The sequence below is a fragment of the Pantoea sp. IMH genome, from assembly GCF_000599885.1.
GTDB lineage: Bacteria > Pseudomonadota > Gammaproteobacteria > Enterobacterales > Enterobacteriaceae > Erwinia.
Map to the genome: position 1 here is coordinate 75,695 of NZ_JFGT01000005.1, position 24,449 is coordinate 100,143.

The window sequence follows — 24,449 nt, forward strand, 5'->3', positions numbered from 1 at the left end:
TCCCAGCGTTAATGGCCGTTTCATCGCCATTTTGTGATCCACTTCAAATTTATTTGCCTGAATAACGGTCGTCTTGTATACTTTTTTTGCTATTTACTAACAAAATTTGAATCAGGCAGACCGATGAAAAAGTTCTTTAAATACGTGTTTCGTAGCTATGTGAACGTTTTTAAACACGTACCGCCAGGCGCAATGTCCTGAGTTACACAGCAAGAAACCCTCGATAGCCGCGGTCAGGGAATGACCGGAGGTTATCACTTTTCCGCGCTATACCTTCACCTTACTTCGCTTTCTCTTTCTCCTCATCGTTTTCCACAGGCCGACCGGTATCTGGCGGGCACACGGCTGCGTCTGCACTCTCACCTGAGTGGTAGTAAAAGAAGTTACAGGGAGTGGAAGAAACCGAAGAAGAAGGCGTGATAAGGCGGAGTCAGCCTCCGCCTGCCGTTGCCGCTAGTCCTGGCTCTGATATTCGTTCAGCGTGGCGGTCTGGCACGCATTCATGTCCTTACCTGCCTGCTGTTTCTCTTCATCGCTGAGATTCATCCATGCCGCGACGACCGTTCTGGCTTCATCCTCATCAAACGCCGTTTTTTCAACGGAAGAAGGAGAGGTGCCTCTCGCCTTCAGATCCCGGAGCTGAGCGACGTAGTTGTCAGCTGACGAGGGCGATTTTTCCTGTGAAACGATAGTGCAAAGGTTAGCTATATAAGCCTGTGAGGGATCATCACTCATTTCCTCTGCCTGCACCGCACCGGCGGCAGACAGCGCGGCAAGCAGTATCACTACTTTTTTCATTGCTGCTCCTGAATCAATGGAAAACGGATTACGATCGTAAACGACCTGACTATGAGTTTAGCTGGCTTACCGGGGCTGTGGAAGCCGCGCGTTTTTCACCTGGCCGGACAGGGTAAAAAGGACGCGATAAAGATTTTGTCAGCGGGGGGAGGAGATAACGCCAGCGGTGACCGCTGAGGAAGACAACCACAAAAGCCGGTGTGAAACTGCGCGCTCGTGGCGCGCAAAAAAATCCCGTGTTCAGATGAACACGGGATGTTGAGGACATTAACGGGCGATAAGCTGTTTCACCCAGGCGATAATTTCCGCATCTTTGCCCTGTTCGAACAGGCATTTCTGGAAGCGCTCGCCGCTGACGGCGGTTTTCACCAGCTCCGGGTCGATGGCAAGCAGGGTATCCAGATAGTTCTCCTTCATCACCGCTTTTTTGACCTGGTTAAGCAGGCCCGCATTGCGCACCTGTGGCTCTTTACGCTCCGGCGGATAGCCTTCGCCTTTACGGCCGGTAAAGGCTTTCTCAAAGATATAGCGCACGTTCAGCTCGGCGCCCCAGCCGAAGCCTTTGGCGAACGGCAGCGCCAGCGCATTACCGTTATTGATCTGGGCAAACAGGAAAGCGTCAGCCGGATCGATGCAGTAACCGCAGGTCACGCCAGGGTGAATGTTCAGCGACAGCAATGCGCCCTGGCCGGTACCGCAGCCGGTCACCACAAAATCGACCGCCTTTGAGTTAATCAGCAGGCTCGCCATGATGCCCAGGTGAATGTAGGTCAGGTGGTGATCCTGCTCGTCGCTCATGCCAACGTTAAATACGCTGTCATTGTTGTCTGCGGCTACGGCCTGAAGCTGGGCCAGTACAGCGGCGTTTTTGGCCGCCTGGCTGTTTTCCATCATTAATGCGATATTCATACTTTCTCCAGCGTTAACTTATGAGTAAAAGACAGGGATTAGCGTGCCAGCCAGCCGCCATCCACGGCCAGGGTAAAGCCGTTAACATAGTCAGAGGCGTCGGAGGCGAGAAAAACCACCGGCCCCATCATATCCTGAGGTTTTCCCCAGCGTCCTGCCGGGATGCGGGCAAGGATCTCCTCGCTGCGATTTTCATCATCACGCAGTTGCTGCGTGTTATTGGTCTCGAAGTAGCCAGGCGCGATGGCATTCACGTTAATACCATGTTTTGCCCACTCGTTGGCCAGCTGGCGCGTCAGGCCCAGTACCGCGCTTTTCGACGCGGTATAGGAAGGGACACGAATGCCGCCCTGGAATGAGAGCATAGAGGCAATATTGATAATTTTCCCGCCGTTGCCCTGCTTAATGAACTGACGGGCCACCAGCTGCGAGAGAAAGAAGAGCGTCCGGGTATTGACGTTCATCACATCGTCCCAGTCCTTTTCGGAAAATTCAATCGCGTCCTGGCGGCGGATAATGCCGGCGTTATTGACCAGAATATTTACCTGACCCATTTCAGCCACGGCCTGCTCCACCAGGGCGGGCAGCGCCGTCTGCTGACTCAGATCGGCCTGCAGGTTGAGGAAGCGTCGACCCAGCGCGGTGATCTCGGCAGCGGTGTCAGCCGGTTCACTGCGGTTGATGCCCACAATGTCACACCCGGCCTGTGCCAGCCCTACCGCCATACTTTTCCCTAGTCCGGTATTGCATCCGGTGACGATCGCCACCTTTCCGTGCAGAGAAAAATTATTCAGGATCATGCTTTTTCCTTCTTTCAGAGATAGATATGCAGGTATTCCACCAGGCAGAGGATCGCCATTGCCTGACCGTACGGCATCGAGGTCAGCGGGATCTGCCGGTAGTAGTCGAGATTTTTGCCCATTGCGGTGCCGAACGAGACCTGAGTCAGTTCGCCATCGCTGTTAATGTTTGCGATCAGTCCTTTCAGCGCTTTTTCTGCCACCGCCACGTAGCGCCGATCGGCATAGCGCTTGCGGGCGGCCTTCAGCATACCGAAGGCGAAACCGGCAGTGGCGGACGCTTCCAGATAGGAATCAGGATCGTCGAGCAGCGTGTGCCACAGGCCGCTTTCATGCTGGCACTGCTCCAGCGCCGCCAGCTGGCTGTTCAGTACCTGCTGCAGATAGCGACGAGTGGCGTCGTTTTCCGGCAGGTCGAGCAGGTCCAGAAATTCTGGAATGACGATAGTCAGCCAGCTGTTGCCCCGCGCCCAGCGGGCGTTGGCAAAATTGTGGTTGCCTTCAAAGGTCCAGCCGTGGAACCACAGTCCGGTTTGCTTATCCATCAGGTGCTGCGTATGCACCATAAACTGATATTTTGCTTCTTCAATATAGTCGCTGCGGTTCAGCAGCTTGCCAATTTTTGCCAGCGGCAGCACGGTCATCATCAGCGTGTCGTCCCACATCTGCTGGTGGTTCTCCTCCGCCAGCGTGATGTGCTGCATGCCGCCGCGTTCAGTCCGTGGCATGTCATGCATAATCCACTCGGCCCAGCTTTCAAGATAGGGCAACCAGCGGGGATCCTGTGTCTCTTCGTAGCGATACGCCAGCGTCAGGAACGGGCAGACGGTATTCACGTTGCGGGTGGTGGAGCCTTCGGCAAAACGGTCAGCGAACCAGTCATCAATGATCGCGCGTAGCCGATCGTCGCCGGTTTGACGGTAATATTGATGAATGCCGTACAACCCGATACCGTGCGTCCACTCCCAGCCCGCCCAGCCCTTGGTATCGATAACCCGCCCATCGTCCAGCCGCAGCAGAAACTCCCCGGTGTCATCGGTGATATTCACCAGGTTATCCACCAGCTTATTGATCAGCTGATGCAGCTCTGTCGCGGAGATAAACCGTTCCGGCTGGCGTAGCAGCGGGCTCTGTTTTACGGGATAGATCAACATGGCGCTTTCCTTAGAAGATGAAATTAATGAGTCAGGGTATCTGTCGGTCTTTCTGCCCGCGTTGCGGCCGGACGATCGGAAAGGGGTTCCGCCGCAGGTTTATTCCGGTTCAGATACCCAATATTGTTATTGCCCCAGAGCGATTCATAAGGCAGCCCCGCCAGCATTTCGACGGTGGCCCGCGCCTGAGGCGTGATGTCTTTCGATACGACATCACCCGCCGCCCGCATTTTTTCCGTCTCCTCACGCAGGATCTGATGCGTGGTGAGGTTCAGTTTAAAGCGCAGCGAAATCATAAAGCCGATGCCCAGGACAATCAGCGTACCGACGCAGAGAATGGCGAGAATGGTGTGGCTCACCGTGGTGGTCTGCTCGCTTTTACCCGCCACGAAACCGGAGAGCTGCATCACAATGCCGACCAGCATCACCGCACCCGCCTGGGAGGCCTTGCGCGTCAGGGTCATAATGCCGGCGAAGATGCCTTCGCGGCGCTGGCCGGTAATCACCTCATCCACGTCGGAAATGTAGGTATAGATATTCCATGGCACATAGTTGATACCGCCTCGGCCCAGTCCGGCCACGGCGGAGATCAGCAGCAGCAGCGAGAAGACGTCGCTCAGCCCGGCATAGTAAAGCAGGCCGTATGAGGCCGCACTCAGGCCGAAAAGCACCACGACGAGGCGGTAAGAGGGCGCCGGACCGAAGCGGATGCAGAGCGGGATCATGCCGATTACCGCCACGAACTGCATAATGGCCATGGTGCCCATCAGATTCGACGCGACCGTCGCACTCTGCATCAGCACAAAGACCACATAGTAGGTAAAGACTGCGTTGAAAACGTCCTGCGCGATATAGCCGCCAAGGTACATGCCCAGATGCTGACGGAAAATACGCACGCGCAGCGTGGAGGTCAGCTCGATCTTCAGGCGTGACAGGCTTTGTCTCAGCGTCAGCTGCTGTTTTTCCGCCTCCAGCGCCGCCGCCGATTTCTTCACGGCGGGCCGCTCCCAGGTATAGAGATAGACCAGCGTCAGCACCCCGGCGCAGATCACCGAGAAGACCAGGCTGGAGTAGAAGAAAGAGATGGCGTTATCTTTGCCGAAGTAGCTCAGCAGTACGCCCGGCAGGAACGCAGCGAGAATCGCAGAAAGCTGCGCCAGTGCGATGCGGGCGCCGGAAAATTTGGTTTTCTGTTTGAAATCATCCGTCATCTCCGGCACCAGCGTTTCATAAGGCACCAGAATGGAGGTATAAACAATTTCAAAGAAAAGGTAGGTCAGCAGATAGTAGACATAGGTCATATCCCCGACCCACATCAGGCTGTAACTGAAAACCAGCGGGATGCCGGTAAGAATAAAGAACTTACGGCGGCCAAAACGTTTGCCAAGCCGGGTGGAGCCGAAATGGTCGGTCAGATAACCCATTAGTGGGCTGACCACGCCATCCACAACGCGGGCGAGCGCGAAAATGGAGGTCGCCTCAATCGGGCTGAGGCCGCAAAAGGTCGTGTAAAAATATAAAAGCCAGGCCGAGGTGAGCGCCATGGTACCCGCGCCGAGAAAATCGCCTGAGCCATAAGCCAGATAATTGATCGTGCCTGGTTTACGTATTGTCATAGTAACCATCCTGTTAAGCTATCCTGTGCGCCCGGCTTCCGTCGGGGGATGGAGCTAACGTAGAGCGATGACGAAGGGAAAACCTTTGCGTTATTGCCACACCCCGGCCACTGATGACATCTGCACGAAGAGCATGCTCCCTCACTTCACTGATTTTATAAAAAGCCGTTTCACTTTTCCTGAAGATACATCTCAACTCTGAAGGTTATTTGAGATTAATTGTTAATACGCTTTTTCTGCGAAGAATCAAAAGCGAAGCGCTTCAGGCGCTCTATAGTGAATAAGACTTCAACCTTCAATAAGGAAAGGACGATGAAAGCAGCTGTGGTGAATAAAGATCATACTGTGGGCGTGGTTGATAAAACGCTGCGGGCGCTGAAGCACGGTGAAGCGCTGCTGAAAATGGAATGTTGCGGCGTCTGCCATACCGATCTTCACGTTAAAAATGGCGACTTCGGTGACAAAACCGGGGTGATCCTGGGCCATGAAGGCATAGGTATCGTGAAAGAGGTCGGCCCGGGCGTTAGCGCGTTGAAGGTGGGTGACCGCGCCAGCGTGGCCTGGTTCTATAAAGGCTGCGGCCACTGTGAATACTGCACAACCGGTAACGAAACGCTCTGCCGCAGCGTGCAGAATTCCGGCTACACCGTGGACGGCGGTATGGCCGAAGAGTGCATTGTGGTGGCGGACTACGCCGTCAAAGTGCCTGAGGGTCTGGATCCTGCGGCGGCCAGCAGCGTGACCTGTGCTGGCGTGACAACTTACAAAGCGGTAAAAGTTTCCGGGATTCAGCCCGGTAAATGGATCGCTATTTACGGCCTGGGCGGGCTGGGCAATCTTGCCCTGCAATACGCTAAAAACGTCTTTAACGCGAAAGTGATCGCGGTCGATATCAACGATGCCCAGCTGCAGTTTGCCACCGAAATGGGGGCAGACCTGGTGGTGAATTCGCTAAAAGAAGATGCGGCAAAAGTGATCCAGGAGAAAACCGGAGGCGCGCACGCGGCGGTCGTCACCGCCGTGGCGAAAACCGCGTTTAACTCAGCGGTGGATGCGATGCGCGCAGGCGGACGGATCGTGGCGGTGGGGCTGCCTCCGGAATCAATGAGCCTGAATATTCCCCGGCTGGTGCTGGACGGCATCCAGGTCGTGGGCTCCCTGGTCGGGACCAGAGAAGATCTGGCTGAGGCATTTCAGTTTGCCGCCGAAGGTAAAGTCGTGCCAAAAGTGACCAAAAGGCCACTGGAGGAGATCAATATGATTTTCACTGAGATGCTGGAAGGAAAAATCAAAGGCAGAATGGTGATCGACTTTACACAACGCTAACTCGCCTGGAAATGTCGTCAATAGGGTGCACGGCGCACCTTATTGACGAATCAGGCCTGCATATAAAAACTTGAACGTGCGGAGGCCCTGGGCTCCAGAATAGTGCACAGACGCAGCCAGAGCAGCGACACCATCCAACCGGTATTATTCAGCATCTGCCATTCCCTCTTACCCGCAGGCGTAAACGTTAACTTTATCCTGAAAACGCTGATATGCCAGGGCGCAGCGCTTTTTTTGTTAAAAGCTACAACAAATAATTTCTGAAACGCTTTTTCAAAATAACGCTGTTTCAGACTGCATACCCTGCCTTTCTCCTTTTAACCCGCTTTTTTTCCGCTATGGTTAAACCTGCATCACAACACCTTGCATTAGTCAGAAACTTTATAAATTTTATAAGGAGTAGATCGTGCCAAAACCCTTTCGCTGCCTGGCCATGCTGGGTGCCCTGATCGCTTTTGGGGCCTCTGCCGCTGAGACAACGCCGCACTATGGTCCCGAACTCCAGGGCTTTGATTTTCCTTATCCCATTCAGAAATTCACCTTCACTTCGCAAAAGCAGTCCCTGACGATGGGCTACATCGACGTTAAGCCAAAAGGGACCGCCAATGGCCGCACCGCCGTGCTGATGCACGGCAAGAATTTTTGCGGCGTGACCTGGCAGGATACGATTGATGCCCTGAGCGAGGCGGGCTACCGGGTTATTGCGCCCGATCAGGTGGGATTCTGTACCTCAACCAAGCCGCAGCATTATCAGTACAGTTTCCATCAGCTGGCACAGAATACTCACCAGCTGCTCGCCAGTCTGAATATCGACAAAGTGTCGCTGGTGGCTCACTCAACCGGCGGCATGCTGGCCACGCGCTATGCGCTGATGTATCCACAGGGAGTAGAGAAGCTGGCGATGGTTAATCCCATTGGGCTGGAGGACTGGAAAGCGAAAGGGGTTCCCTGGCGTAGCGTGGACGAGTGGTACCAGCGTGAGCTGAAAACCACCGCCGCCAGCATCAAGAGCTACGAACAGAAAACCTATTACGACGGGCGCTGGAAGCCGGAATATGACCGCTGGGTCACCATGCTCGCTGGCCTGAACGCCGGGCCGGGCAAGGAGATCGTCGCCTGGAATTCCGCCTTGCAGTACGACATGATATTTACGCAGCCGGTCTACTATGAATTTAAGTATCTGAAAATGCCCACCACGTTACTTATCGGCACCTCAGACACGACCGCCATCGGCAGCGATATCGCTTCGCCGGAGGTAAAAGCGAAGATTGGTAACTATAACGAGCTGGGCAAACAGGTCGCTGAACTGATCCCACACGCGACTCTGATTGAATTTGACGGTATGGGCCATGCCCCGCAGATGGAGGAGCCGGAAAAATTCAACCAGACGCTGATTGAGGATTTAAATAAGTCCTGAGATTAGCGGCAACTTGATGTGCAGGCCTGCAGACAGGCCTGCACTTTGGCACTACAGCCGCTGTCATCATTACGGCCACACTGGCTTTTCGCCACGTAGCAGTCACTCTGACAGCGCGTGACATCGCAGCGGGCGGCGGCGGGTGTGATAAGCACGTTATCCGGCTTTGGCTGGAAAATCAGAGGCTGTACGTTTTGTGCAAAGGTGATGCTGGAAAACATCAGGCTCACTGCGGCAAGGACGAGGTTCAGTTTCATGATTGACTCCGGATGGCTGAGCGGTCGGCTGCCCGCTTTATTATAGTCACTCACCGCAGCAGGAATGATGATTTCCCATTATTGCTGATAAATAAGACGTAAATGTCCGCTTTTGCGCTGTTTCCCGGCGGATAACCGACGTTCTTTCCTTTCGCTTTCGCCTGCCGGATGGTTAAATCCAGTGACCTTAACCGCTCAGGAGGTCCCATGCTCCCTTCGCAGACAGTCAGTCTGACCATCCCACGTAACTGGGTTGATCTGTATGAAACAATCTGGAAACCGGATTATTTTCCCAACTGGGCATCGGGCCTGAGTCAGGCCCCTCTGGTTCAGGAGGGACATCACTGGAAAGCGGCTGGTCCCGAAGGCTCGCTGAAAATCCGCTTCACCGATCACAATCCTTTCGGGGTGATGGATCACTATATTGATACGGGCTCTGGCAGAGAAATTTATGTGCCGATGCGCGTGGTGGGCAATCAGGAAGGCGCTGAGGTGCTGATCACCCTGTTCCGTCAGCCGCTCGTCTCCGACGAGAAATTCAGGCAGGACATTGACTGGGTAGCGCGCGATCTCCAGACGCTGCATACCTTATTGACGACCTGAGGCCAGCCGCTTTCCCGGTTGTGCGTTTTGTCATTATCGGGAAAGCAAGCCGCGATTAGCTAAATCTGACAACGCCTTTGATCAGCTGCCGGTTGTTGATGACCTGTTCTTCAAATACGTCAGCCAGTTCGCTGAATGTGAAGGTGTGGTTGAGCATCATGCCAGCGTCGATCCGCTTTTCGGCCATAAGCTGCGCCACCTTTAAAAAATCCGTGCGTGTGGCGTTGCGGCTGCCCATCAGCGTGATCTCTTTTTTATGAAACTCGCTGTCCGGTATCTGGATATCGCCTTTATGTAATCCGACAAAGACGAGGCTGCCGCCGTGTGCCACCAGGTTGACGCTGTTATTCATGGCAGCGGGATTACCGGTTGCATCAATGACGGACTCGGGCAGAGCGCCCTGAAAATGGGCACGTAGCTGCTCTCCAAAATCATCTGCGGCTGCATCCAGCGCCGGAAGTTCCAGCCTGGCGGCGACGTGTTCGCGCCGAAACGAACTGGTATCCGCCATCACCACCCGGACGCCAGCGGCGCGGGCAACCGCTGCCACGCCAAGGCCTATCGGTCCGGCCCCGGTGACCAGCAGGCTGTCGCCGGGTTTCAGGGCGGCGCGACGAACGGCATGGGCGCTGATGGCGAAAGGCTCGATCAGCGCTGCCGCCTCCGCCTCAACGGCTTCCACATTAAGCAGATTGGAGAAAGGTACGTTCAGATAGTCGCAGAAGCCGCCATCCTGATGAACGCCGATCACCGAGATACGTTCGCAGCAGTTGGTTTTTCCGCCCGTACAGGCCGGACAGAGGCCGCAGGAGAGATAGGGAACCACTGCGACGCGCTGGCCCACCCGGAAATCCCCGCTGTCACTGCCCGCCACCACAATTTCACCGCACAGTTCATGCCCCAGCACGCGGGGATAGCTGAAAAAGGGCTGATTGCCCGCCCAGGCATGAATATCCGTGCCGCAAATGCCGGCAGCGATGATTTTTATCAGCGCTTCACCAGCGCCGGGCACGGGCACGGCACGCTGCTGGTACTGCATTACTCTGGGCTGCTGGCAGACCAGCGTGGTCATCATCGTCATAAGCTTTCTCCGTTGTCTGCCCGAGTTATGGCGCAGAACGGCAGCACAGCGCAGCCTGATGTTGCGAAAATGTGACTGACAGCGACTTTCCTGGGACAGAACTGGTTTTTAATGAATAAAAACCGGGAGCGACCATGAGCCGAACGCAAAACCTTCGACATAACGTCGTGAATCAGATGCTGGAAGGTATCACCCACCAGCATATTCCTTCCCCTTTACCTCCGCAGGCGGCACTGGCTGAAATGTTTAACGTCAGCCGCACCACCATCCGGCATATCCTGGTTCATCTTCATGAGAAAGGCATTCTGGAGAAGGTCGATCAGCAGTATCTGATCGTTCGCCAGCCCCGTCAGGAAGATGGGTTTGATGCGATCAGTGCCTCGATGGAACAGCAGGCGCGCCAGTTTGAACAGGCCTTCTTTCAGATGATTAACCAGCGGACGCTTTGCGCGGGCGACAGCTTTTCTGAACTGCAACTGGCGCAGCAGGTCGGCGTCAGGCCGCTGGTCGTCAGGGAGTTTTTACTGCGCTTTAGCCGCTATAACCTGACGGAAAGCGTCCGGCGTGGACACTGGCTGATGAAAAAATTTGACCGGCGCTACGCGGAAAAGCTGTTTGAGCTGCGCGAGATGCTGGAAATCCACGCGCTTAACCGTTTTCTTAATTTGCCTGCCGGTGACGAACGCTGGATCAAAGCCCGTGATTTGCTGAGCCGCCACCGTGAAATGCGGGATACGATCGCCAGCAGTTACCGGATGTTTGCGCAGCTGGACAGGGAGCTGCATCAGCTGATCCTTTCTGCGGCGGATAATCCTTTTATCGACCAGTCGCTGGAAATTATTTCGGTGATCTTTCATTTGCACTATCAGTGGGATGAGAGCGACCTCAAACAGCGTAATATCGTGGCGCTGGAAGAGCATATGGCGATGCTCACCGCCATCATCAGCCGTAATGATGTGGAGGCCCACTGCGAGCTTCACCGTCATCTCTCGACCGCCAGGCAATCGATGATCCGCTCGATCCGGCAGTACAGTGACTGATCGTGCCCGTTATCCGGCAGGCAGGGATAAAGAACCATTAAAAAACCGCAAAACGCAGGTTACTGCACGAAACAGGAGCGTGATAACTACAAATATTTAACATTGCATTTACTCTCTCCGGGCGATTTTCACCGTCCTGCGTGGACAGATATGAAACCTGAGACCTGGGAGATGCCTTATGGACAACAGCCCGATTGCCACCGGCGCTGGCAGCGATATCGACGAGCGCGGCCGTACGCCTGATATCGTTCCCGCACGCGGTAAGCTGGTGCGCTCAGCACGTATTAAACGTATTCAGACCACCGCCATGCTCCTGCTGTTTCTGGCGGCCATTATCAACTATCTGGATCGCAGTTCGCTTTCCGTGGCGAATATGACCATTCGCGGCGATATGGGGCTGAGCGCCACCGAAATCGGCCTGCTGCTCTCCGCTTTCTCGCTCGCCTACGGGATTGCCCAGCTGCCCTGCGGTACGCTCTTGGATCGCAAAGGGCCACGCATTATGTTGGGGATCGGCATGTTTGTCTGGTCCTGCTTTCAGGCCCTGTCGGGGCTGGTGCAGAACTTTACGCAGTTTATCCTCGTCCGTATCGGCCTCGGGATAGGCGAAGCGCCGATGAATCCATGCGGTGTCAAAGTCATTAATGACTGGTTCAATATCAAAGAACGCGGTATGCCGATGGGCTTTTTTAACGCGGCGTCGATGATCGGTCTGGCGATCAGCCCGCCGATCCTGGCAGCCATGATGATATCAATGGGCTGGCGCGGGATGTTCGTGACTATCGGCGTCCTGGGCATTTTCCTCTCGATAGGCTGGTATATGCTCTACCGCAACCGGGATAACAGTCTGCTGAATAAAGCGGAGATAAATTATCTGGAAGCGGGCAGCGTCAGCGCACGCAAAGAGCCGATGACGATGAAGGAGTGGCGCGGGCTGTTCAGAAACCGCACCATGTGGGGCATGATGATCGGTTTCAGCGGCATCAACTATACCGCCTGGCTCTATCTCGCCTGGCTGCCGGGTTATCTGCAATCAACCTATCATCTCGATCTGAAAGCAACCGGCTGGCTGACCGCCATTCCGTTTCTGTTTGGCGCCGCCGGCATGCTGCTAAACGGCTATGTGGTGGATGCGCTGGTGCGTCGCGGCATGCAGCCAGTGAAAACCCGTAAAATCTGTATCGTGGCGGGGATGCTTTTCTCGGCGGCCTTTACTGCCGTGGTTGTGCAGGCGACCAGCACGTCAATGGCAGTGCTGCTGATTGGCATGGCTCTGTTCTGTATCCATTTCGCCGGTACTTCCTGCTGGGGATTAATTCACGTAAACGTGACCTCACGGATGACCGCTTCCGTGGGCAGCATTCAGAACTTTGCCAGCTTTGTTTTTGCCTCGTTTGCGCCAGTACTTACAGGCTGGATCCTCGACAAAACCGGCTCTTTCAGCATGGCGCTGAGCCTGTGTGCGTGCGTAACGGTAGTTGGCGCGATGTCTTATCTGTTTATCGTCCGCGATCCGATTGTGGATGCGGTGGAGTAGAAGCCAGCGAGGCTGCCAGGCCTCGCGGTTCAGACGGATGTGGCTGCTGGTCGCGGAGAGCACCCTGTATGGCGCGGCCATTACGCTTTCACGCGCCTGCTGTAAAAGCGTGCAACAACTTCGTGCAGCCCTTCACTTCAGCGTCATAACGGCTCACCGCCTGCATCACCCTGGCGATAAGGCAGGGCGGTGCGGGCCTCTTCCGCCCAGGCGATTACGCCTTCACGTTCCTGCTGTAAAAAGTGCGCAACGGCCTCATGCAGCCCTTCATGCCGAAGGTAGTGCCAGGACTCGGTGATAACCGGCTCAAAGCCGCGTATCAGCTTATGCTCACCCTGGGCTCCGGCGTCAAATCGCGTCAGTCCGTTGGCAATAGCGTAATCCATCCCCTGATAGAAACAGGTTTCAAAGTGCAGCCGGTTAAACTCTTCCAGACAGCCCCAGTAGCGGCCATAGAGTGTCGTGCCGTCAACCAGGCTGAAGGCCATTGCCACAGCCATGCCGTGCTGCGTGGCGAGTACCACGCGGATCGCTTCCGGCATCTTTTCCGCCAGCAGGCTGAAGAAACGGCGGGTGAGATAAGGCCGCTGCCCGCGAACGGCATAGGTGTTGGCGTAGCAGGCATAGACGAAATCCCAGTGGGCCTCGCTGAGCTGCTCGCCGTTCAGCCATTCAAACGCAAAGCCCTGGCGGGCAACCAGCTCACGTTCCTTGCGGATCTGCTTGCGCTTGCGTGACATCAGCGTGTCGAGAAAATCCTGGAAATCCCGGTAGCCGGGATTATGCCAGTGATACTGGCACCCCAGGCGGGGAAGCCAGTGCGCCTCCCCGCTGAGCAGGTTACGGGCGTGAAGATCGCTGAAATTGATATGGGCGCTGAGCAGGCCGCGCTGCTGGAGGAAACCGGGAAGCGCCGCCAGGAGCTTTTTCCCTGCCTCCGCGCTGCCGAGCAGGCGGGCGCCGGTCACCGGACTGAAGGGAACTGCCGCCAGCCATTTGGGATAATAGGGCAGGCCGGCACGCTGGCAGGCCTCCGCCCAGGCAAAATCGAATACGTACTCTCCCCGCGAATGACTTTTCCGGTAGCCGGGCATGGCGGCCAGCACGTTGCCTTCCTCAGTCCAGAGAAGATGTTCCGGCTGCCAGCCCGTTCCCTGGCCGAGGCAGCCGCTCTCTTCCAGCGTGCTGAGAAACGCGTGACGGGTAAAAGAGCCACCGTCCGGGATAAGCGCATCCCACTGACGGGCGGGGATATCGGCCAACTGCGTCAGAAGGGTCAGCGACACGGGTAAACTCCAGTTTAAAACAGCCAGGACAAGGCCCTGACGGATAAATGAGGAAAGGTTAAGTTGACGGTTTTCGCAGCGAAGATCAACGCCTTCTCGCCTTACCGCATCTGATGTTCATCCGGTGTCTGCCCGCACCTTAGGCTCTACCCTAAGCCCGTTTAGCGAAAAAGCGGTTCAGGGCGCAAACATTTGCGGGCCAGCGACTTTCAGCACGTTATAAAACCAGCTTTTGGCAGTGATATCACCGATCTCGGTATGCCCGTAGAGAAACACTTCCTGGTTTGATACCTGAAAAGGCAGTTCCAGCACGCGGCCATTACCGCGTCGGGCATAAATTCTGGCCGCGCTTGAGGGCAGCGTGACCAGCAATTCGCTGGACGCGATTATCTCACCCAGCGCGGCGAAGTGCGGGACTTCCACAGCAATCTCCCGTTCAAGCCCAAACTCTTTAAGACGATCCTCGACAATATGGTGACCGCTGGTGGCGGAGACCACAACGTGCTGCTCCTGTAAGTACGTTTCCAGCGATAATGCGTCGGCGATGCGGGGATGATTAACATTGAGCAGGCAGACATAACGTTCATAGAGCATCAGTTCACGCTGGGCGGAGGAAACCGATTCGTTACGGCTACAGACGGCGGCATCAATACGGCCAGTAAGGAGCCATTCGTCGAGCCGGTGCATATCCACCGGCAGCACCTCTAACTGGATACCCGGCGCCACCTGGCGTAAATGCATAATCAGCTTCGGCAGCAGCAGTAATTCGCCCAGATCAGATAACGCCAGCCGGAATTTGTGCCGTGACGTGCCAGGTGAGAAGGTGCGCGTTTCCGCCACGGCCTTCTCGATACCGGTAAGGGACTTTTTAAAGACAGAATAGAGCTGAATCGCCGTTGGCGTCGGCTCCATTCCTTTGCGGCTGCGCTTAAACAGCTCGTCGTTGGTTTCGGTGCGCAGGCGGGCCAGGGCATAACTGGCCGAAGGCTGTGTGATAAACAGACGGTCGGCTGCGCCGCTGACGCTGCGCGTTTCGTAGATGGCCGTAAATACACGCACCAGGTTAAGATCCAGCATTGCCCACCTTTATAGAGAACATCTATAGACAGAGATTTAAATTATCTATTTGAACTATGTTACGCTTCTTTATACCATCCACGCCACGATAATCAGTCAGGGCTTTTAACTGGCTGAATTTATTTTAATTAATATAAAAATCAAATAATTACCTGTTTAATCGCATTCCCTGGCGGGGAAGGCAGGCGAGATATGCAGCGTGCCTGTCGGAGGAGAAAAGTAAGTGAAAGGTGAAATTGTTGATGTTTTAACCGACTGGATCGAAGAACATCTGGATGATGGTTTACAGATCGAGGATGTGGCAGCCCGGTCGGGTTACTCAAAATGGCACCTGCAACGCGTCTTTAAAGAACAGAAAGGTATCACGCTGGGTACCTTTATCCGCCGCCGCAGGCTGGATGAAGCAGCCAGATGTCTGGTCAGTTCACATAAAACGATTATGACCATATCAACCGATTTAGGCTTCTCCTCGCAGCAGTGTTTTCAGCGGGTTTTTAAGAAGCATTTTAACGTAACGCCGAAAGATTATCGTAACCAGCATCGTGAGATCGGCTGAACAACGATAAGCCGGTAGGCGTAATCATTGCTGAACCTATCACCCTTGTCGCCCTTTACCCGCTTATCAGAAATCTTTTCCCGACCCTTCTTTTGACGAATCAGCGCCTCTCCTGAAGGTCTTGCTGTTTAGGGCGATGGCGGGGGAATATGCCGGAAACGGCCCTTAGCGCTTTCGGTTAATGCGCTTTGTGCGCTGAAAAAATAGTGAGCGAACCTGTAAATTTGAGCTTTCTCCCTGCCAGCTATACGAGCACATTATGCGGAATCTGGTTGTTCTGAAAGAATAGCCGTCAGCCTGGGAGCGTCTTGATTGTAAGGCCATTATGCAAAGAGAAACGTTGTTCAACTATGTACATAAGCACTATCAATCTGAACCGGAGTATTTATGGCATAACCTTCCGGGCTATGCCGTGTTTCGGCACCACAAGGGTAAAAAGTGGTTTGGCATCGTTATGAACGTGACTGGTACTAAACTCGGCCTTCAGTCCGATGAGGAAGTTGACGTACTGGAAGTTAAGGTCAGGCCAGAATATATCGGCTCATTGCGGAAAAAGGCGGGTATCTTGCCTGGCTACCATATGAATAAAGAGCACTGGGTAAGCATTTTACTCTCAGGTCCGTTATCTCCTGAAGAAATACACGATCTTCTCTCTGACAGTTATGAACTGACCTCGCGCTGAAAACCGGCATATTACGGGTCTGGCGCGATAAATCACTTTCCCCATTCTGTATGCGGGCGCTGAAACGGCATCTTTACAGAACGCCATGTGGGTCAACAAGCAGCTATTTTTCATCCTGCCGTTTTCCCTTTATTTTTAGTTTCAGCAGCAGGTCACCTTAACCTCCTTATCCGGTGCGGGGGTTCACGGCGGCTATGACCGCAAATTGACCCAAACTCATCGTTAACTGACCTTCAGGACAATGGTCGCTCAGCCTGATTCCATCATAATTATATGAACGGGCCATAAGGGCGCTGTGTTAATGATGAAGGAGTAGAACAATGAAAATTATGCAGGTTCGTAATGCGACCCAGGTAATTACCTTTGCAGGTAAAAAATTTCTGATCGATCCGATGCTGGGTAAAAAAGGTGCTTATCCGGGATTTGAAGGCACCGCCCGGTCTGAACTTCGTAACCCCATGGTCGAGCTGCCGGTTGACGTCGCAACGTTGCTTGATGTGGATGCCATTATCGTTACCCATACCCATCTCGATCACTGGGATGACGCGGCGGTCGCGCAGATCCCTAAAGATAAACTGATCTACGTTCAGAACGAAAGCGACAGACAGCTGCTGCATTCTCAGGGCTTTACCCAGCTTCAGATCCTGTCTGACGGCACGACCTTTGGTGAAATCGAACTGATCAAAACAGACTGCCAGCACGGTTCAGATGAGGCCTACGCTAATCCTGAACTGGCTGCCATGCTCGGTGATTCCAGTGGCCTTGTTTTCCGTCATCCTGCTGAAAAAACGCTCTATCTGGCCGGAGACTCCATCTGGATCCCGGGCGTTGCGGAAGCGATGCGGAAATATACGCCCGGCGTGGTGATCCTGAATACGGGCTGGGCGCACGTGCTGGGCTATGGTCCGATTATTTTTGGTAAAGAGGATATTTTGAAAACCCATATGATCCTGCCGGAAGCGCAGATTGTTACGACGCATATGGAAGCGGTAAACCATTGCCTGGTTACCCGCAAAGAGATACTGGCGTATGCTCAGGACAATCAGATCGACGGTCTGGTCAGCGCACCGGCCGATGGTGAAACGGTGACTTTCTGATTTTTACTGGCATGGAGAAGGGGGGCGTATGTCCGGAAACAGAGTGGCAATAGTGGCTACCGAAGGGTTCAGCACGTTTCACTTTTCCGTGCCGCTGATCCTGTTCGGCGACACGGTTACCGACAAGCCGCTCTTCACACAGCTGATCTGTGCGGAGGCGCCGGGACTGGTCTGGTCAAAAGAAGGTACGGCGGTTAATGCGGGGTACGGCTTTGAGGCGCTGGCAACGGCTGATATTGTGATCGTGCCGTTTTGGGAAAAAATCCACGACAAACCCTCCTCTTCCTTACTTGAGGCGCTGGTGGCGGCCAGGGAAAAGGGCGCCACGATCGTCGGACTCTGTCTTGGCACTTTTGTGCTGGCCTACGCTGGCCTGCTGGATGGGCACCGGGCAGCCACGCACTGGGAGTTTGAAAAGGATTTTCAGCGGCTGTTCCCGGACGTTCAGCTTGATATCAACGTCCTCTATGTGGAGGACGACGGGATCATTACCTCGGCCGGCACTGCTGCCGCGCTTGACTGCTGTCTTTATGTTATCCGTCAGCGCTTTGGTGGCAGCGTGGCAAACCAGGTTGCCAGAAGAATGGTTACGCCGCCGCACCGTGAGGGCGGACAGGCCCAGTACATTGAGCATCCGGTGCCGCATAGCACCACCGACAGCCGGATCAATGCGCTGCTGGACTATCTGAGACGTCATCCGCAGCAGAACCACGATATAGACTCACTGGCCGCGAAAGTTTCCATGAGCCGCAGAACGCTGACCCGGCATTTTCTGAAGGCGACCGGCATGTCGATCAAAGAGTGGCTCACCGCAGAGCGTCTTCACCGCAGCCAGGAACTGCTTGAAACCACCGCATTGCCCATCGAACAGGTTGCTGAGCTGGCCGGTTTCCATTCAGCCATCACTTTCCGCCAGCTGTTCCGGCAGAAGCTGGGCGTCAGCCCTGCTGAATGGCGGAAAACCTTCCGTGGTCAACGCCCGGCTGAATCACCGTCGTTAAGCCCGCTTTCAGCCCATCATGAGAGAGTGACGTAGCCCTGCTGCAGGAAAAACGGCGGAACATAGTTATCCCAGCCGTTAGCGAAACACTGCCCGGTCAGGACGGACTGATTCACCGCCCCGGTCTTTTCACAGCAGCGGGCGATCCTGTTTCTTAGCGTCAGGCCGCTGATCCCCAGCGTGGACGCAATCGCCTTTCGTTTTACCCCACACAGTAACAGGAGAATTACTTCCCACTCGCGATCGGTAAACAAGGAAGAAGGTTTCGTAAAAACAAGCGGTCTTCTCTCCTGAGGATTCAGGAATGTGGAAAGATAAACGTTGGTCAGTTCAATGTAGTTACAAATAATCGCCGGGGAGTTGTCCGGCAATGTCCAGGGGCGTTTTTCCACCCAGTAGGCGTTAAGTTTTCCCCTGCCGCCGTAATCAAAGATCTTCAGGACAACACTCATTTCATGGCTGGAAAGGATTTTCCTGTCATCCTGTAATATATATTTACATGCGTTCGTTGAAGCAGGAATAAGATCCGCATCCGTACGACCCGCCAACGTTTTTCTTTTGACCCTAAAATAGTGACAGGCTAAATCATTGCCATAAATATACCTGGAGTTTTCATCTTTTATGGCCCAGCCGAATAACGATTTTTCAAAGTAAAATTTCATTTCTGCTTACCCGGAAATAATAATATGACCCTTTTTCAGAAAAAACAGTGGGATATAATTATCAAAGTTTTGACTTTCACAGAATTCAATCAGGGAGGCTGCCGAATTGATATGGGTTTTCCTGTAGCAGCTTCTCAGTCGGCCATTAACGGCATCAAGCGTAATCCCGAGAACGTTGCCGATCTCCTTAAGGCTGAGGTTGCACTGGAGCAGATAGACGACCTCCCATTCTTTTTCGGTAAAAAAATCTGAAGGTGCCTGAAAGGTGGCGTGCTGGTTTATCTTTCCGCTCAGTAAGGCGGTGGGAGTAATGATCTTAACGTGCCTGACGCTGATAACTGTCCCTATGCACACATTATTTTCATCAAATAAAGGTTCCTGGATGTTATACGCGGGCTGCATTATCTTCTCTTTACCCTGAATGTGAGTGGTTATCGCTCTGACCGCCTTCCCGGTACTCTCAACGTACCTTTCCTGTTCGGCAAACAGATCGGCAAACTCAGCAACGGGAACGGGGACATCTCTGATGTTACGCCCTTCATAATTGTAATCAGGTGAAATGGTTTGCCAGATTTTTAGCGCTTCATTGACATAGACAAAATTTGACTGGGTATCTTTAATCGCCCATCCAACAACCTTGTCTTTTTCGAACATGTTGATTAATTTTTCAGGGATTAAATTTCCTTTCATTTCACTGCTCCTGTTTTGATTTAACCCTACATAAAAAGTACCTTACATTCATTCACCCTTTTGCCGCGCTGCGAAAAGGCATAAAAAGGATCCTGAAGGCCAACACCAGGTAACACTATAAAAAAGAGAATAATGGCCCCTATGGCCTCAGGCTATAGGGGCCTTTCAGCAGCATGATGCGCAATACTGGTGATAACAGACTTTGCGCCAGCCAGGCGAACGCGAAACCTGACGCTGACCCAGATTACCCTTCGATTCAGGCGCTGAGCATCAATCACATACAGAACAGCAATCTGACGCCAGCACCCCGTTAAAGCAAAAGAACCGGCCTGATATTTGCCTCTGGCAGCGACATCCGTGCTGCATGGGCAGAACTTATTAGCTATTCCAAATAGAGATTTTATCTGACAAAACGGTAATCCAGAGGATAGCCAGTCGGATCAGTGAGCCATAATAGTAAACGCGTTAAGCTATCGAATAAGCAATAAGCCTTTTTATCCCATTAAAGTGAAGTTGATGTTTTGAAGTTAATCACATCATTACGTTGTTACTCATTATTTCCGGTATCGTCTGTTGTTGCGCGAATGCAGGAAGACAGGCATTTTCACGCAGAAAGTATTGCCACCACGCAGCGGGTAAGTTCCTGCTGGCGAAGTGGCGGATACCTTTTTGCCAGGATAGTACCAGCAGCGAATGCTGCGCTGCGTGTCGGAAACAGGCGGGCGAAAGCGGCAAACGTGATACGTTTTTAAAGACGCAGCCCTTCAGCCATTAGCTCAAATGTTTCTGTCGCTTTTGGCAGCCTTTCATCGGGATCGTCGGCGGCCGCCACCCACAATGCGGCGTTCAGCGCTGCGCCATTAAGCAAACGGGCTGCCGCTTCCACATCGACCGGTTTCAGAATGCCTTTACCGATCATTTCAGCCACCGCGCGGCGGGTCTCTTCAAGACAGGCATTCTGGCTCGGCCAGCTTGAGGGGTCGCCAAGAAAAGCTGGCCCGTCCAGCAATACGATACGCTGCACTTCGGGTTCAAGTGCCATTCTGATATAGGCACTCCCTGAGGCCACAAAGCGTTCCCAGCCCTCTTCGGCCTTACTGGCTATCTCTTTCGCCCGCTGCGCCATTTCACCGTCAAGCTGCGCCACAACGGCGGCCAGCAGCCCGCGCTTATCGCCAAAATTATGGTAGAGCGCGCCACGCGTCAGGCCAGCGCTGGCCGTCAGTTCATCCATTGATGAAGCGGCGTATCCCTTTTCTGCAAAGGCCTTTCGTGCCGCAGCGATCAGCTTAAACCGGTTCTCTTCCATCATTTCAGCACGACGTCTGACTGCCATGAAAACCTCTCTCCATTTTCGTATACGCAACGTATTTCTTTTTGACATACGGAGCGTATGTGGTATTAATTTAACATACGCACTGTATATCAGATGAGTTATGCACTTTATCACCCTTGCTGTTATCCCACCAAGAAGAGGTCAGTCATGATTAAACAAGAAGCAATTTATCCCGCAGGACGCCATGCGTTGTATGAACAGCATGGTTACTCTGCGGCGATTCGCTCGGGCGATTTATTGTTTGTTTCAGGGCAGGTTGGCAGCCGGCAAGATGGTTCACCGGAACCTGATTTTGCCGCGCAGGTCAGACTCGCTTTTGACAACTTGCGGGCAACGCTTGAGGCGGCAGGATGCGGGTTAAACGATCTCGTTGATGTCACCACGTTTCATACCGATCCGGAAAATCAGTTCGCCACGGTTATGGCAGTCAAGAAGGAAATCTTTACGCATCCCCCTTATCCAAACTGGACGGCGGTGGGGGTAAACTGGCTTGCCGGTTTCGATTTTGAAATTAAAGTGATTGCCCGCATACCTGAAGCCGCATAGCGCACAAGAGATAGCCTGAGCAAGCTCTCAGCCAGCCCCCGATTTATCTTCCGGTGCAACGCCGGCAGTACTGCAAAGCGCGGGGCCTCGCCATCTACGCCGGTGGGGCTTCAGCCATCAGCCTTTTCTGTATGTTTGCCGGGCCTGATAACAATCTCTGCGAAAGAATCGCCGCGTTCTGCATTGTTTGCAGCCGCTGTCATGCAGCGGCGCCCTCACAAAAGCGCCGGTGGTTGGTGCGCATCTGAGGGCAGACCGCAGCGACAGTTAACGGTAATAAACGGCGACGTAGCAGCCGTTCACTTTCTCGATGGCGACCTGAGTGTCAAAAATATGTTCAATCTTCTCCGGCGTCATGATCGCTTCGGGCGCACCCCGGTAGAGAATTTCACCGTTTTTCATCGCGATAATATGGTCAGAATAGGCGGACGCGAAGTTGATATCATGGATTACCAGCACGATGGTTTTGTTCAGCTCATCCGCCGCCCTGCGCAGCTGTTTCATCATCGCCACGCTGTGTTTGATATCCAGATTATTCAGCGGCTCATCAAGCAGCACATATTGCGTATCCTGGCAGAGCACCATCGCCACGAAAGCCCGCTGGCGCTGACCGCCGGAGAGCTCGTCGAGGTAGCGATCCCGTAACGGCAGAAGATCGAGAAAGGCCATCGCATTTTCAATAGGGTGGCGATCCGCTTCGCTCAACCGGCCCTGGTTATAAGGATAACGCCCGAAGCTGACCAGATCGTAAACCGTCAGGCGGCTGGTGAAATGGTTCTCCTGGCGCAGGATGGAGAGCACCGTCGCCAGCTTTTTTCCCGGCGTTTTTACCACATCCAGCCCGTTAACGCTTACGCTGCCGCTATCGGGCGTGAGGAGCCGGCTCATAACCGAAAGCAGGGTAGATTTGCCCGCGCCGTTAGCGCCAATAATCGAGGTGATGCCGCCCTGTGGGATCGTCTCGCTGACCTGATTCAGGACGGTGGTTTCCTGATACTTCTTTATCACTCCATTTATTTCAATCACAACGCGGCCTTTTTGATCAACAGATAGAGAAACAGCGCTCCCCCGGTGAATTCAATCACCACGGAGAGCGTGCCTGCCATATTCAGCATGCGCTCCAGGATGAGCTGCCCACCGACCAGCGTAATGACTGCGGTCAGAAACACGCCTGGCAGAAGATATTGATGACGGTGTGAGCCGATAATCTGCCAGGCAAGGTTAGCGACCAGCAGGCCGAGGAAGGTGAGCGGCCCAACAAGCGCCGTTGAAACTGCCACCAGCAGCGAAACCAGCAGCAGCACAGTAATCACTTTTTGCTGATAAGCGACGCCCAGATTGATCGCGGCGTGCCGTCCCAGCGCCAGCACGTCAAGTTCGTGCCGCATGCGCCAGACCAGCACCGCCACGCCAGCCACAATCAGCGCCGCGACGGCGATAATCTCCGGCGCGGCGCGGGTAAAGGTGGCAAAAATGCGTCCCTGTAAAATGGCAAACTCACCCGGTGAAAGCAGACGTTGCAGCAGCGTTGACAGGCTGCGAAACAGGGTGCCGAAAATCAGGCCGGTCAGCAGTACACGATGCAGATTAACGCCCACACCGCCCAGCAGCCAGCGATAGAGCACCACCGAAAACAGCAGCAGCAGCAGAGCTTCGCACAAAAATTTTCCGACGATGCCGGGCATCCTGAAGCCGTCGGCATCAACAAAGAAGATCAGTCCGGTCTGGATCAGAATAAAAAGTGCTTCCAGCCCCATAATTGAAGGGGTCAGAATGCGGTTATGAGTGACGGTCTGAAAAAGCAGTGTGGCGACACCGGAAGCGAAAGCCACCAGCAGCATCGTGGCGAGAACCAGCCCGCGGTGCACCAGGATATAGTGGACGTTGCCCTTAAGCCCCAGCGTCATAAACAGCACGACGGCAAGCAGCGCCAGGGCAGCCAGCAGCAGCAGGCGTCTGGCCGGTACGCTGAGAGGGGATTTCAGCGGGACCGCAGGCAGGGGCGTTGAAGAAGTGTCAGCCGACATGGCGTTGCGTCCTCAGCAGTAAGTACAGAAAAACTATCGCGCCAATAACGCCTAAAATGACGCTGGCCGGGATCTCAAAGGGATAGACAATCAGGCGGCCAATGATATCGCAGAAGACCACCAGCCCGCCGCCACAGAGCGCCACCCAGGGAATGGTACGCCGCAGATTATCGCCCATCGCCAGACTGACAATGTTCGGCACGATCAGGCCAAGAAAAGGCAGGGCGCCAATGACCACTACCACCACGCCGCCGATCACTGAAACAATGGCCAGTCCCGCCAGCAGGATATACTGATAGTTAAGGCCGATATTCACGGAAAAGTCTTTACCCATTCCCGCCACGGTGAAGCGATCGGCAATCAGCATCGCGACAAGCGTCAGCGCGCCGACAATCCATAACAGCTCATAGCGGCCCTGCAAGACACCGGAGAAATCACCGGATTCCCAGCCGCCCAGCGACTGCAGCAGATCAAATTCCATCGCCAGAAAGGTGGTCACCGAGCTGATGATCGCCCCCAGCATAATGCCGGTCAGCGGTACCATCAGCGGCGACTTGATGCGCATCCGCTGGAGCAGCAGCATAAACAGCGCCGTGCCGCCCATCGCAAACAGCGTGGCGACCCCCATTTTGAGCAGGACTGAGGCGGCGGGATTAAAAATCATTACCAGCAGCAGGCCAAGGCTGGCCGACTGGGTGGTGCCCGCAATAGAAGGTTCGACGAAGCGGTTTTGCGTCAGCATCTGCATAATCAGGCCGGCCACGCTCATGGCGCTACCGGCCAGCAATAGTGCCAGCGTGCGGGGAACGCGACTGATCAGGAAAATGTCGCGCATATCCGCATCGATCCACACGCCCCGCAGGGTCATCTGACCCGCGCCCACAAAGAGGCTCCATATCATCAGGCCCAGCAGGGCTGCCAGGCCTGTTACAAAACCGAGACTTTTCATTAC

The 24,449-nt window shown here is 54.2% G+C and carries 26 protein-coding genes; 11 read left to right on the forward strand and 15 right to left on the reverse strand.

The genetic code is table 11. The annotated features are described in order from the left end of the window. Nucleotides 1-123 precede the first annotated feature (123 nt). Entirely contained in the window at nucleotides 124-201 is a 78-nt protein-coding gene (gene azuC, locus EA20_RS21280) for a stress response protein AzuC (protein WP_369699790.1), read from the forward strand. Between the two features lie 252 nt (nucleotides 202-453). On the opposite strand, the gene EA20_RS0108500 is transcribed toward azuC, so the two are convergent. From EA20_RS0108500 to EA20_RS0108520, 5 genes are all read right to left on the reverse strand, one after another. Further along, the gene (locus tag EA20_RS0108500) at nucleotides 454-798 is read right to left on the reverse strand and encodes a hypothetical protein (protein ID WP_024966418.1); all 345 of its coding nucleotides are present in this window, start codon (nucleotides 796-798) and stop codon (nucleotides 454-456) included. A 267-nt stretch (nucleotides 799-1,065) separates the two neighbouring features. Further along, nucleotides 1,066-1,707: an RpiB/LacA/LacB family sugar-phosphate isomerase gene (locus tag EA20_RS0108505; protein WP_024966419.1), complete on the reverse strand. Its 642-nt coding sequence runs from the start codon at nucleotides 1,705-1,707 to the stop codon at nucleotides 1,066-1,068. 38 nt (nucleotides 1,708-1,745) lie between these two features. Beyond that, nucleotides 1,746-2,507: a 2-dehydro-3-deoxy-D-gluconate 5-dehydrogenase KduD gene (gene kduD, locus EA20_RS0108510; RefSeq protein ID WP_024966420.1), complete on the reverse strand. Its 762-nt coding sequence runs from the start codon at nucleotides 2,505-2,507 to the stop codon at nucleotides 1,746-1,748. 14 nt (nucleotides 2,508-2,521) lie between these two features. Next, nucleotides 2,522-3,661, reverse strand: a complete 1,140-nt coding sequence (locus EA20_RS0108515; protein ID WP_024966421.1) for a glycoside hydrolase family 105 protein — start codon at nucleotides 3,659-3,661, stop codon at nucleotides 2,522-2,524. Between the two features lie 23 nt (nucleotides 3,662-3,684). Beyond that, nucleotides 3,685-5,286 (reverse strand): MFS transporter, encoded by a 1,602-nt coding sequence (locus tag EA20_RS0108520; RefSeq protein WP_024966422.1) that lies wholly within the window; start codon nucleotides 5,284-5,286, stop codon nucleotides 3,685-3,687. Between the two features lie 303 nt (nucleotides 5,287-5,589). Here EA20_RS0108520 and adhP point away from each other — a divergent pair, with 303 nt between their 5' ends. Both adhP and EA20_RS0108535 read left to right on the forward strand, forming a co-directional pair. After that, entirely contained in the window at nucleotides 5,590-6,603 is a 1,014-nt protein-coding gene (gene adhP / locus EA20_RS0108525) for an alcohol dehydrogenase AdhP (RefSeq protein ID WP_024966423.1), read from the forward strand. A 433-nt stretch (nucleotides 6,604-7,036) separates the two neighbouring features. Further along, nucleotides 7,037-8,020 carry an alpha/beta fold hydrolase gene (locus EA20_RS0108535; protein ID WP_038381614.1) on the forward strand — a complete coding sequence of 328 codons (984 nt, stop codon included), beginning with the start codon at nucleotides 7,037-7,039 and terminating at the stop codon, nucleotides 8,018-8,020. A 2-nt stretch (nucleotides 8,021-8,022) separates the two neighbouring features. Here EA20_RS0108535 and EA20_RS0108540 read toward each other — a convergent pair whose 3' ends face one another. Continuing rightward, the gene (locus EA20_RS0108540; protein ID WP_024966425.1) at nucleotides 8,023-8,277 is read right to left on the reverse strand and encodes a hypothetical protein; all 255 of its coding nucleotides are present in this window, start codon (nucleotides 8,275-8,277) and stop codon (nucleotides 8,023-8,025) included. A gap of 207 nt (nucleotides 8,278-8,484) precedes the next feature. Here EA20_RS0108540 and EA20_RS0108550 point away from each other — a divergent pair, with 207 nt between their 5' ends. Beyond that, the gene (locus tag EA20_RS0108550; protein WP_024966426.1) at nucleotides 8,485-8,880 is read left to right on the forward strand and encodes a hypothetical protein; all 396 of its coding nucleotides are present in this window, start codon (nucleotides 8,485-8,487) and stop codon (nucleotides 8,878-8,880) included. 55 nt (nucleotides 8,881-8,935) lie between these two features. On the opposite strand, the gene EA20_RS0108555 is transcribed toward EA20_RS0108550, so the two are convergent. Then, nucleotides 8,936-9,961, reverse strand: a complete 1,026-nt coding sequence (locus tag EA20_RS0108555) for a zinc-binding alcohol dehydrogenase family protein (RefSeq protein WP_038381563.1) — start codon at nucleotides 9,959-9,961, stop codon at nucleotides 8,936-8,938. Nucleotides 9,962-10,095: 134 nt separating this feature from the next. Here EA20_RS0108555 and EA20_RS0108560 point away from each other — a divergent pair, with 134 nt between their 5' ends. Next, nucleotides 10,096-11,001, forward strand: coding sequence for a GntR family transcriptional regulator (locus EA20_RS0108560; RefSeq protein WP_024966428.1), 906 nt, complete (start codon nucleotides 10,096-10,098; stop codon nucleotides 10,999-11,001). Nucleotides 11,002-11,179: 178 nt separating this feature from the next. Then, the gene (locus tag EA20_RS0108565) at nucleotides 11,180-12,538 is read left to right on the forward strand and encodes an MFS transporter (RefSeq protein WP_024966429.1); all 1,359 of its coding nucleotides are present in this window, start codon (nucleotides 11,180-11,182) and stop codon (nucleotides 12,536-12,538) included. Nucleotides 12,539-12,681: 143 nt separating this feature from the next. Here the strand turns inward: EA20_RS0108565 and EA20_RS0108570 are convergent, their stop codons facing one another. Beyond that, nucleotides 12,682-13,824: a GNAT family N-acetyltransferase gene (locus EA20_RS0108570; protein ID WP_024966430.1), complete on the reverse strand. Its 1,143-nt coding sequence runs from the start codon at nucleotides 13,822-13,824 to the stop codon at nucleotides 12,682-12,684. Between the two features lie 177 nt (nucleotides 13,825-14,001). Next, nucleotides 14,002-14,901 carry a LysR family transcriptional regulator gene (locus EA20_RS0108575; RefSeq protein ID WP_071995396.1) on the reverse strand — a complete coding sequence of 300 codons (900 nt, stop codon included), beginning with the start codon at nucleotides 14,899-14,901 and terminating at the stop codon, nucleotides 14,002-14,004. 223 nt (nucleotides 14,902-15,124) lie between these two features. Between EA20_RS0108575 and EA20_RS0108580 the strand changes: the two genes are divergently transcribed. From EA20_RS0108580 to EA20_RS0108595, 4 genes are all read left to right on the forward strand, one after another. Next, on the forward strand, nucleotides 15,125-15,457 hold the full coding sequence (locus EA20_RS0108580) for a helix-turn-helix domain-containing protein (RefSeq protein ID WP_024966432.1): 333 nt from the start codon (nucleotides 15,125-15,127) through the stop codon (nucleotides 15,455-15,457). Between the two features lie 325 nt (nucleotides 15,458-15,782). Beyond that, the gene (locus EA20_RS0108585; RefSeq protein WP_024966433.1) at nucleotides 15,783-16,139 is read left to right on the forward strand and encodes an MmcQ/YjbR family DNA-binding protein; all 357 of its coding nucleotides are present in this window, start codon (nucleotides 15,783-15,785) and stop codon (nucleotides 16,137-16,139) included. 320 nt (nucleotides 16,140-16,459) lie between these two features. Next, the gene (locus tag EA20_RS0108590; protein WP_024966434.1) at nucleotides 16,460-17,236 is read left to right on the forward strand and encodes an MBL fold metallo-hydrolase; all 777 of its coding nucleotides are present in this window, start codon (nucleotides 16,460-16,462) and stop codon (nucleotides 17,234-17,236) included. A gap of 28 nt (nucleotides 17,237-17,264) precedes the next feature. After that, nucleotides 17,265-18,272 (forward strand): GlxA family transcriptional regulator, encoded by a 1,008-nt coding sequence (locus EA20_RS0108595; RefSeq protein ID WP_024966435.1) that lies wholly within the window; start codon nucleotides 17,265-17,267, stop codon nucleotides 18,270-18,272. On the opposite strand, the gene EA20_RS0108600 is transcribed toward EA20_RS0108595, so the two are convergent. From EA20_RS0108600 to EA20_RS0108615, 3 genes are all read right to left on the reverse strand, one after another. Further along, nucleotides 18,254-18,898, reverse strand: coding sequence for a PAS domain-containing protein (locus EA20_RS0108600; protein ID WP_024966436.1), 645 nt, complete (start codon nucleotides 18,896-18,898; stop codon nucleotides 18,254-18,256). The genes EA20_RS0108595 and EA20_RS0108600 overlap by 19 nt on opposite strands. 6 nt (nucleotides 18,899-18,904) lie before the next feature. Then, on the reverse strand, nucleotides 18,905-19,588 hold the full coding sequence (locus EA20_RS0108605; RefSeq protein ID WP_024966437.1) for a LuxR family transcriptional regulator: 684 nt from the start codon (nucleotides 19,586-19,588) through the stop codon (nucleotides 18,905-18,907). A gap of 748 nt (nucleotides 19,589-20,336) precedes the next feature. Then, nucleotides 20,337-20,924 (reverse strand): TetR/AcrR family transcriptional regulator, encoded by a 588-nt coding sequence (locus tag EA20_RS0108615; protein ID WP_024966438.1) that lies wholly within the window; start codon nucleotides 20,922-20,924, stop codon nucleotides 20,337-20,339. Nucleotides 20,925-21,071: 147 nt separating this feature from the next. Here EA20_RS0108615 and EA20_RS0108620 point away from each other — a divergent pair, with 147 nt between their 5' ends. Continuing rightward, the gene (locus EA20_RS0108620; protein ID WP_024966439.1) at nucleotides 21,072-21,470 is read left to right on the forward strand and encodes a RidA family protein; all 399 of its coding nucleotides are present in this window, start codon (nucleotides 21,072-21,074) and stop codon (nucleotides 21,468-21,470) included. Nucleotides 21,471-21,737: 267 nt separating this feature from the next. Here the strand turns inward: EA20_RS0108620 and EA20_RS0108625 are convergent, their stop codons facing one another. From EA20_RS0108625 to EA20_RS0108635, 3 genes are read right to left on the reverse strand one after another with little or no spacing between them, the layout of a single operon-like run. Beyond that, nucleotides 21,738-22,496 (reverse strand): ABC transporter ATP-binding protein, encoded by a 759-nt coding sequence (locus EA20_RS0108625; protein ID WP_024966440.1) that lies wholly within the window; start codon nucleotides 22,494-22,496, stop codon nucleotides 21,738-21,740. Then, complete coding sequence (locus tag EA20_RS0108630) at nucleotides 22,493-23,497, reverse strand: iron chelate uptake ABC transporter family permease subunit (RefSeq protein WP_024966441.1); 1,005 nt, start codon at nucleotides 23,495-23,497, stop codon at nucleotides 22,493-22,495. Before EA20_RS0108630 ends, EA20_RS0108625 begins: the two co-directional genes overlap by 4 nt. Continuing rightward, the gene (locus EA20_RS0108635; protein WP_024966442.1) at nucleotides 23,487-24,446 is read right to left on the reverse strand and encodes an ABC transporter permease; all 960 of its coding nucleotides are present in this window, start codon (nucleotides 24,444-24,446) and stop codon (nucleotides 23,487-23,489) included. The genes EA20_RS0108630 and EA20_RS0108635 overlap by 11 nt, the downstream gene beginning before the upstream one ends. Nucleotides 24,447-24,449 lie beyond the last annotated feature (3 nt).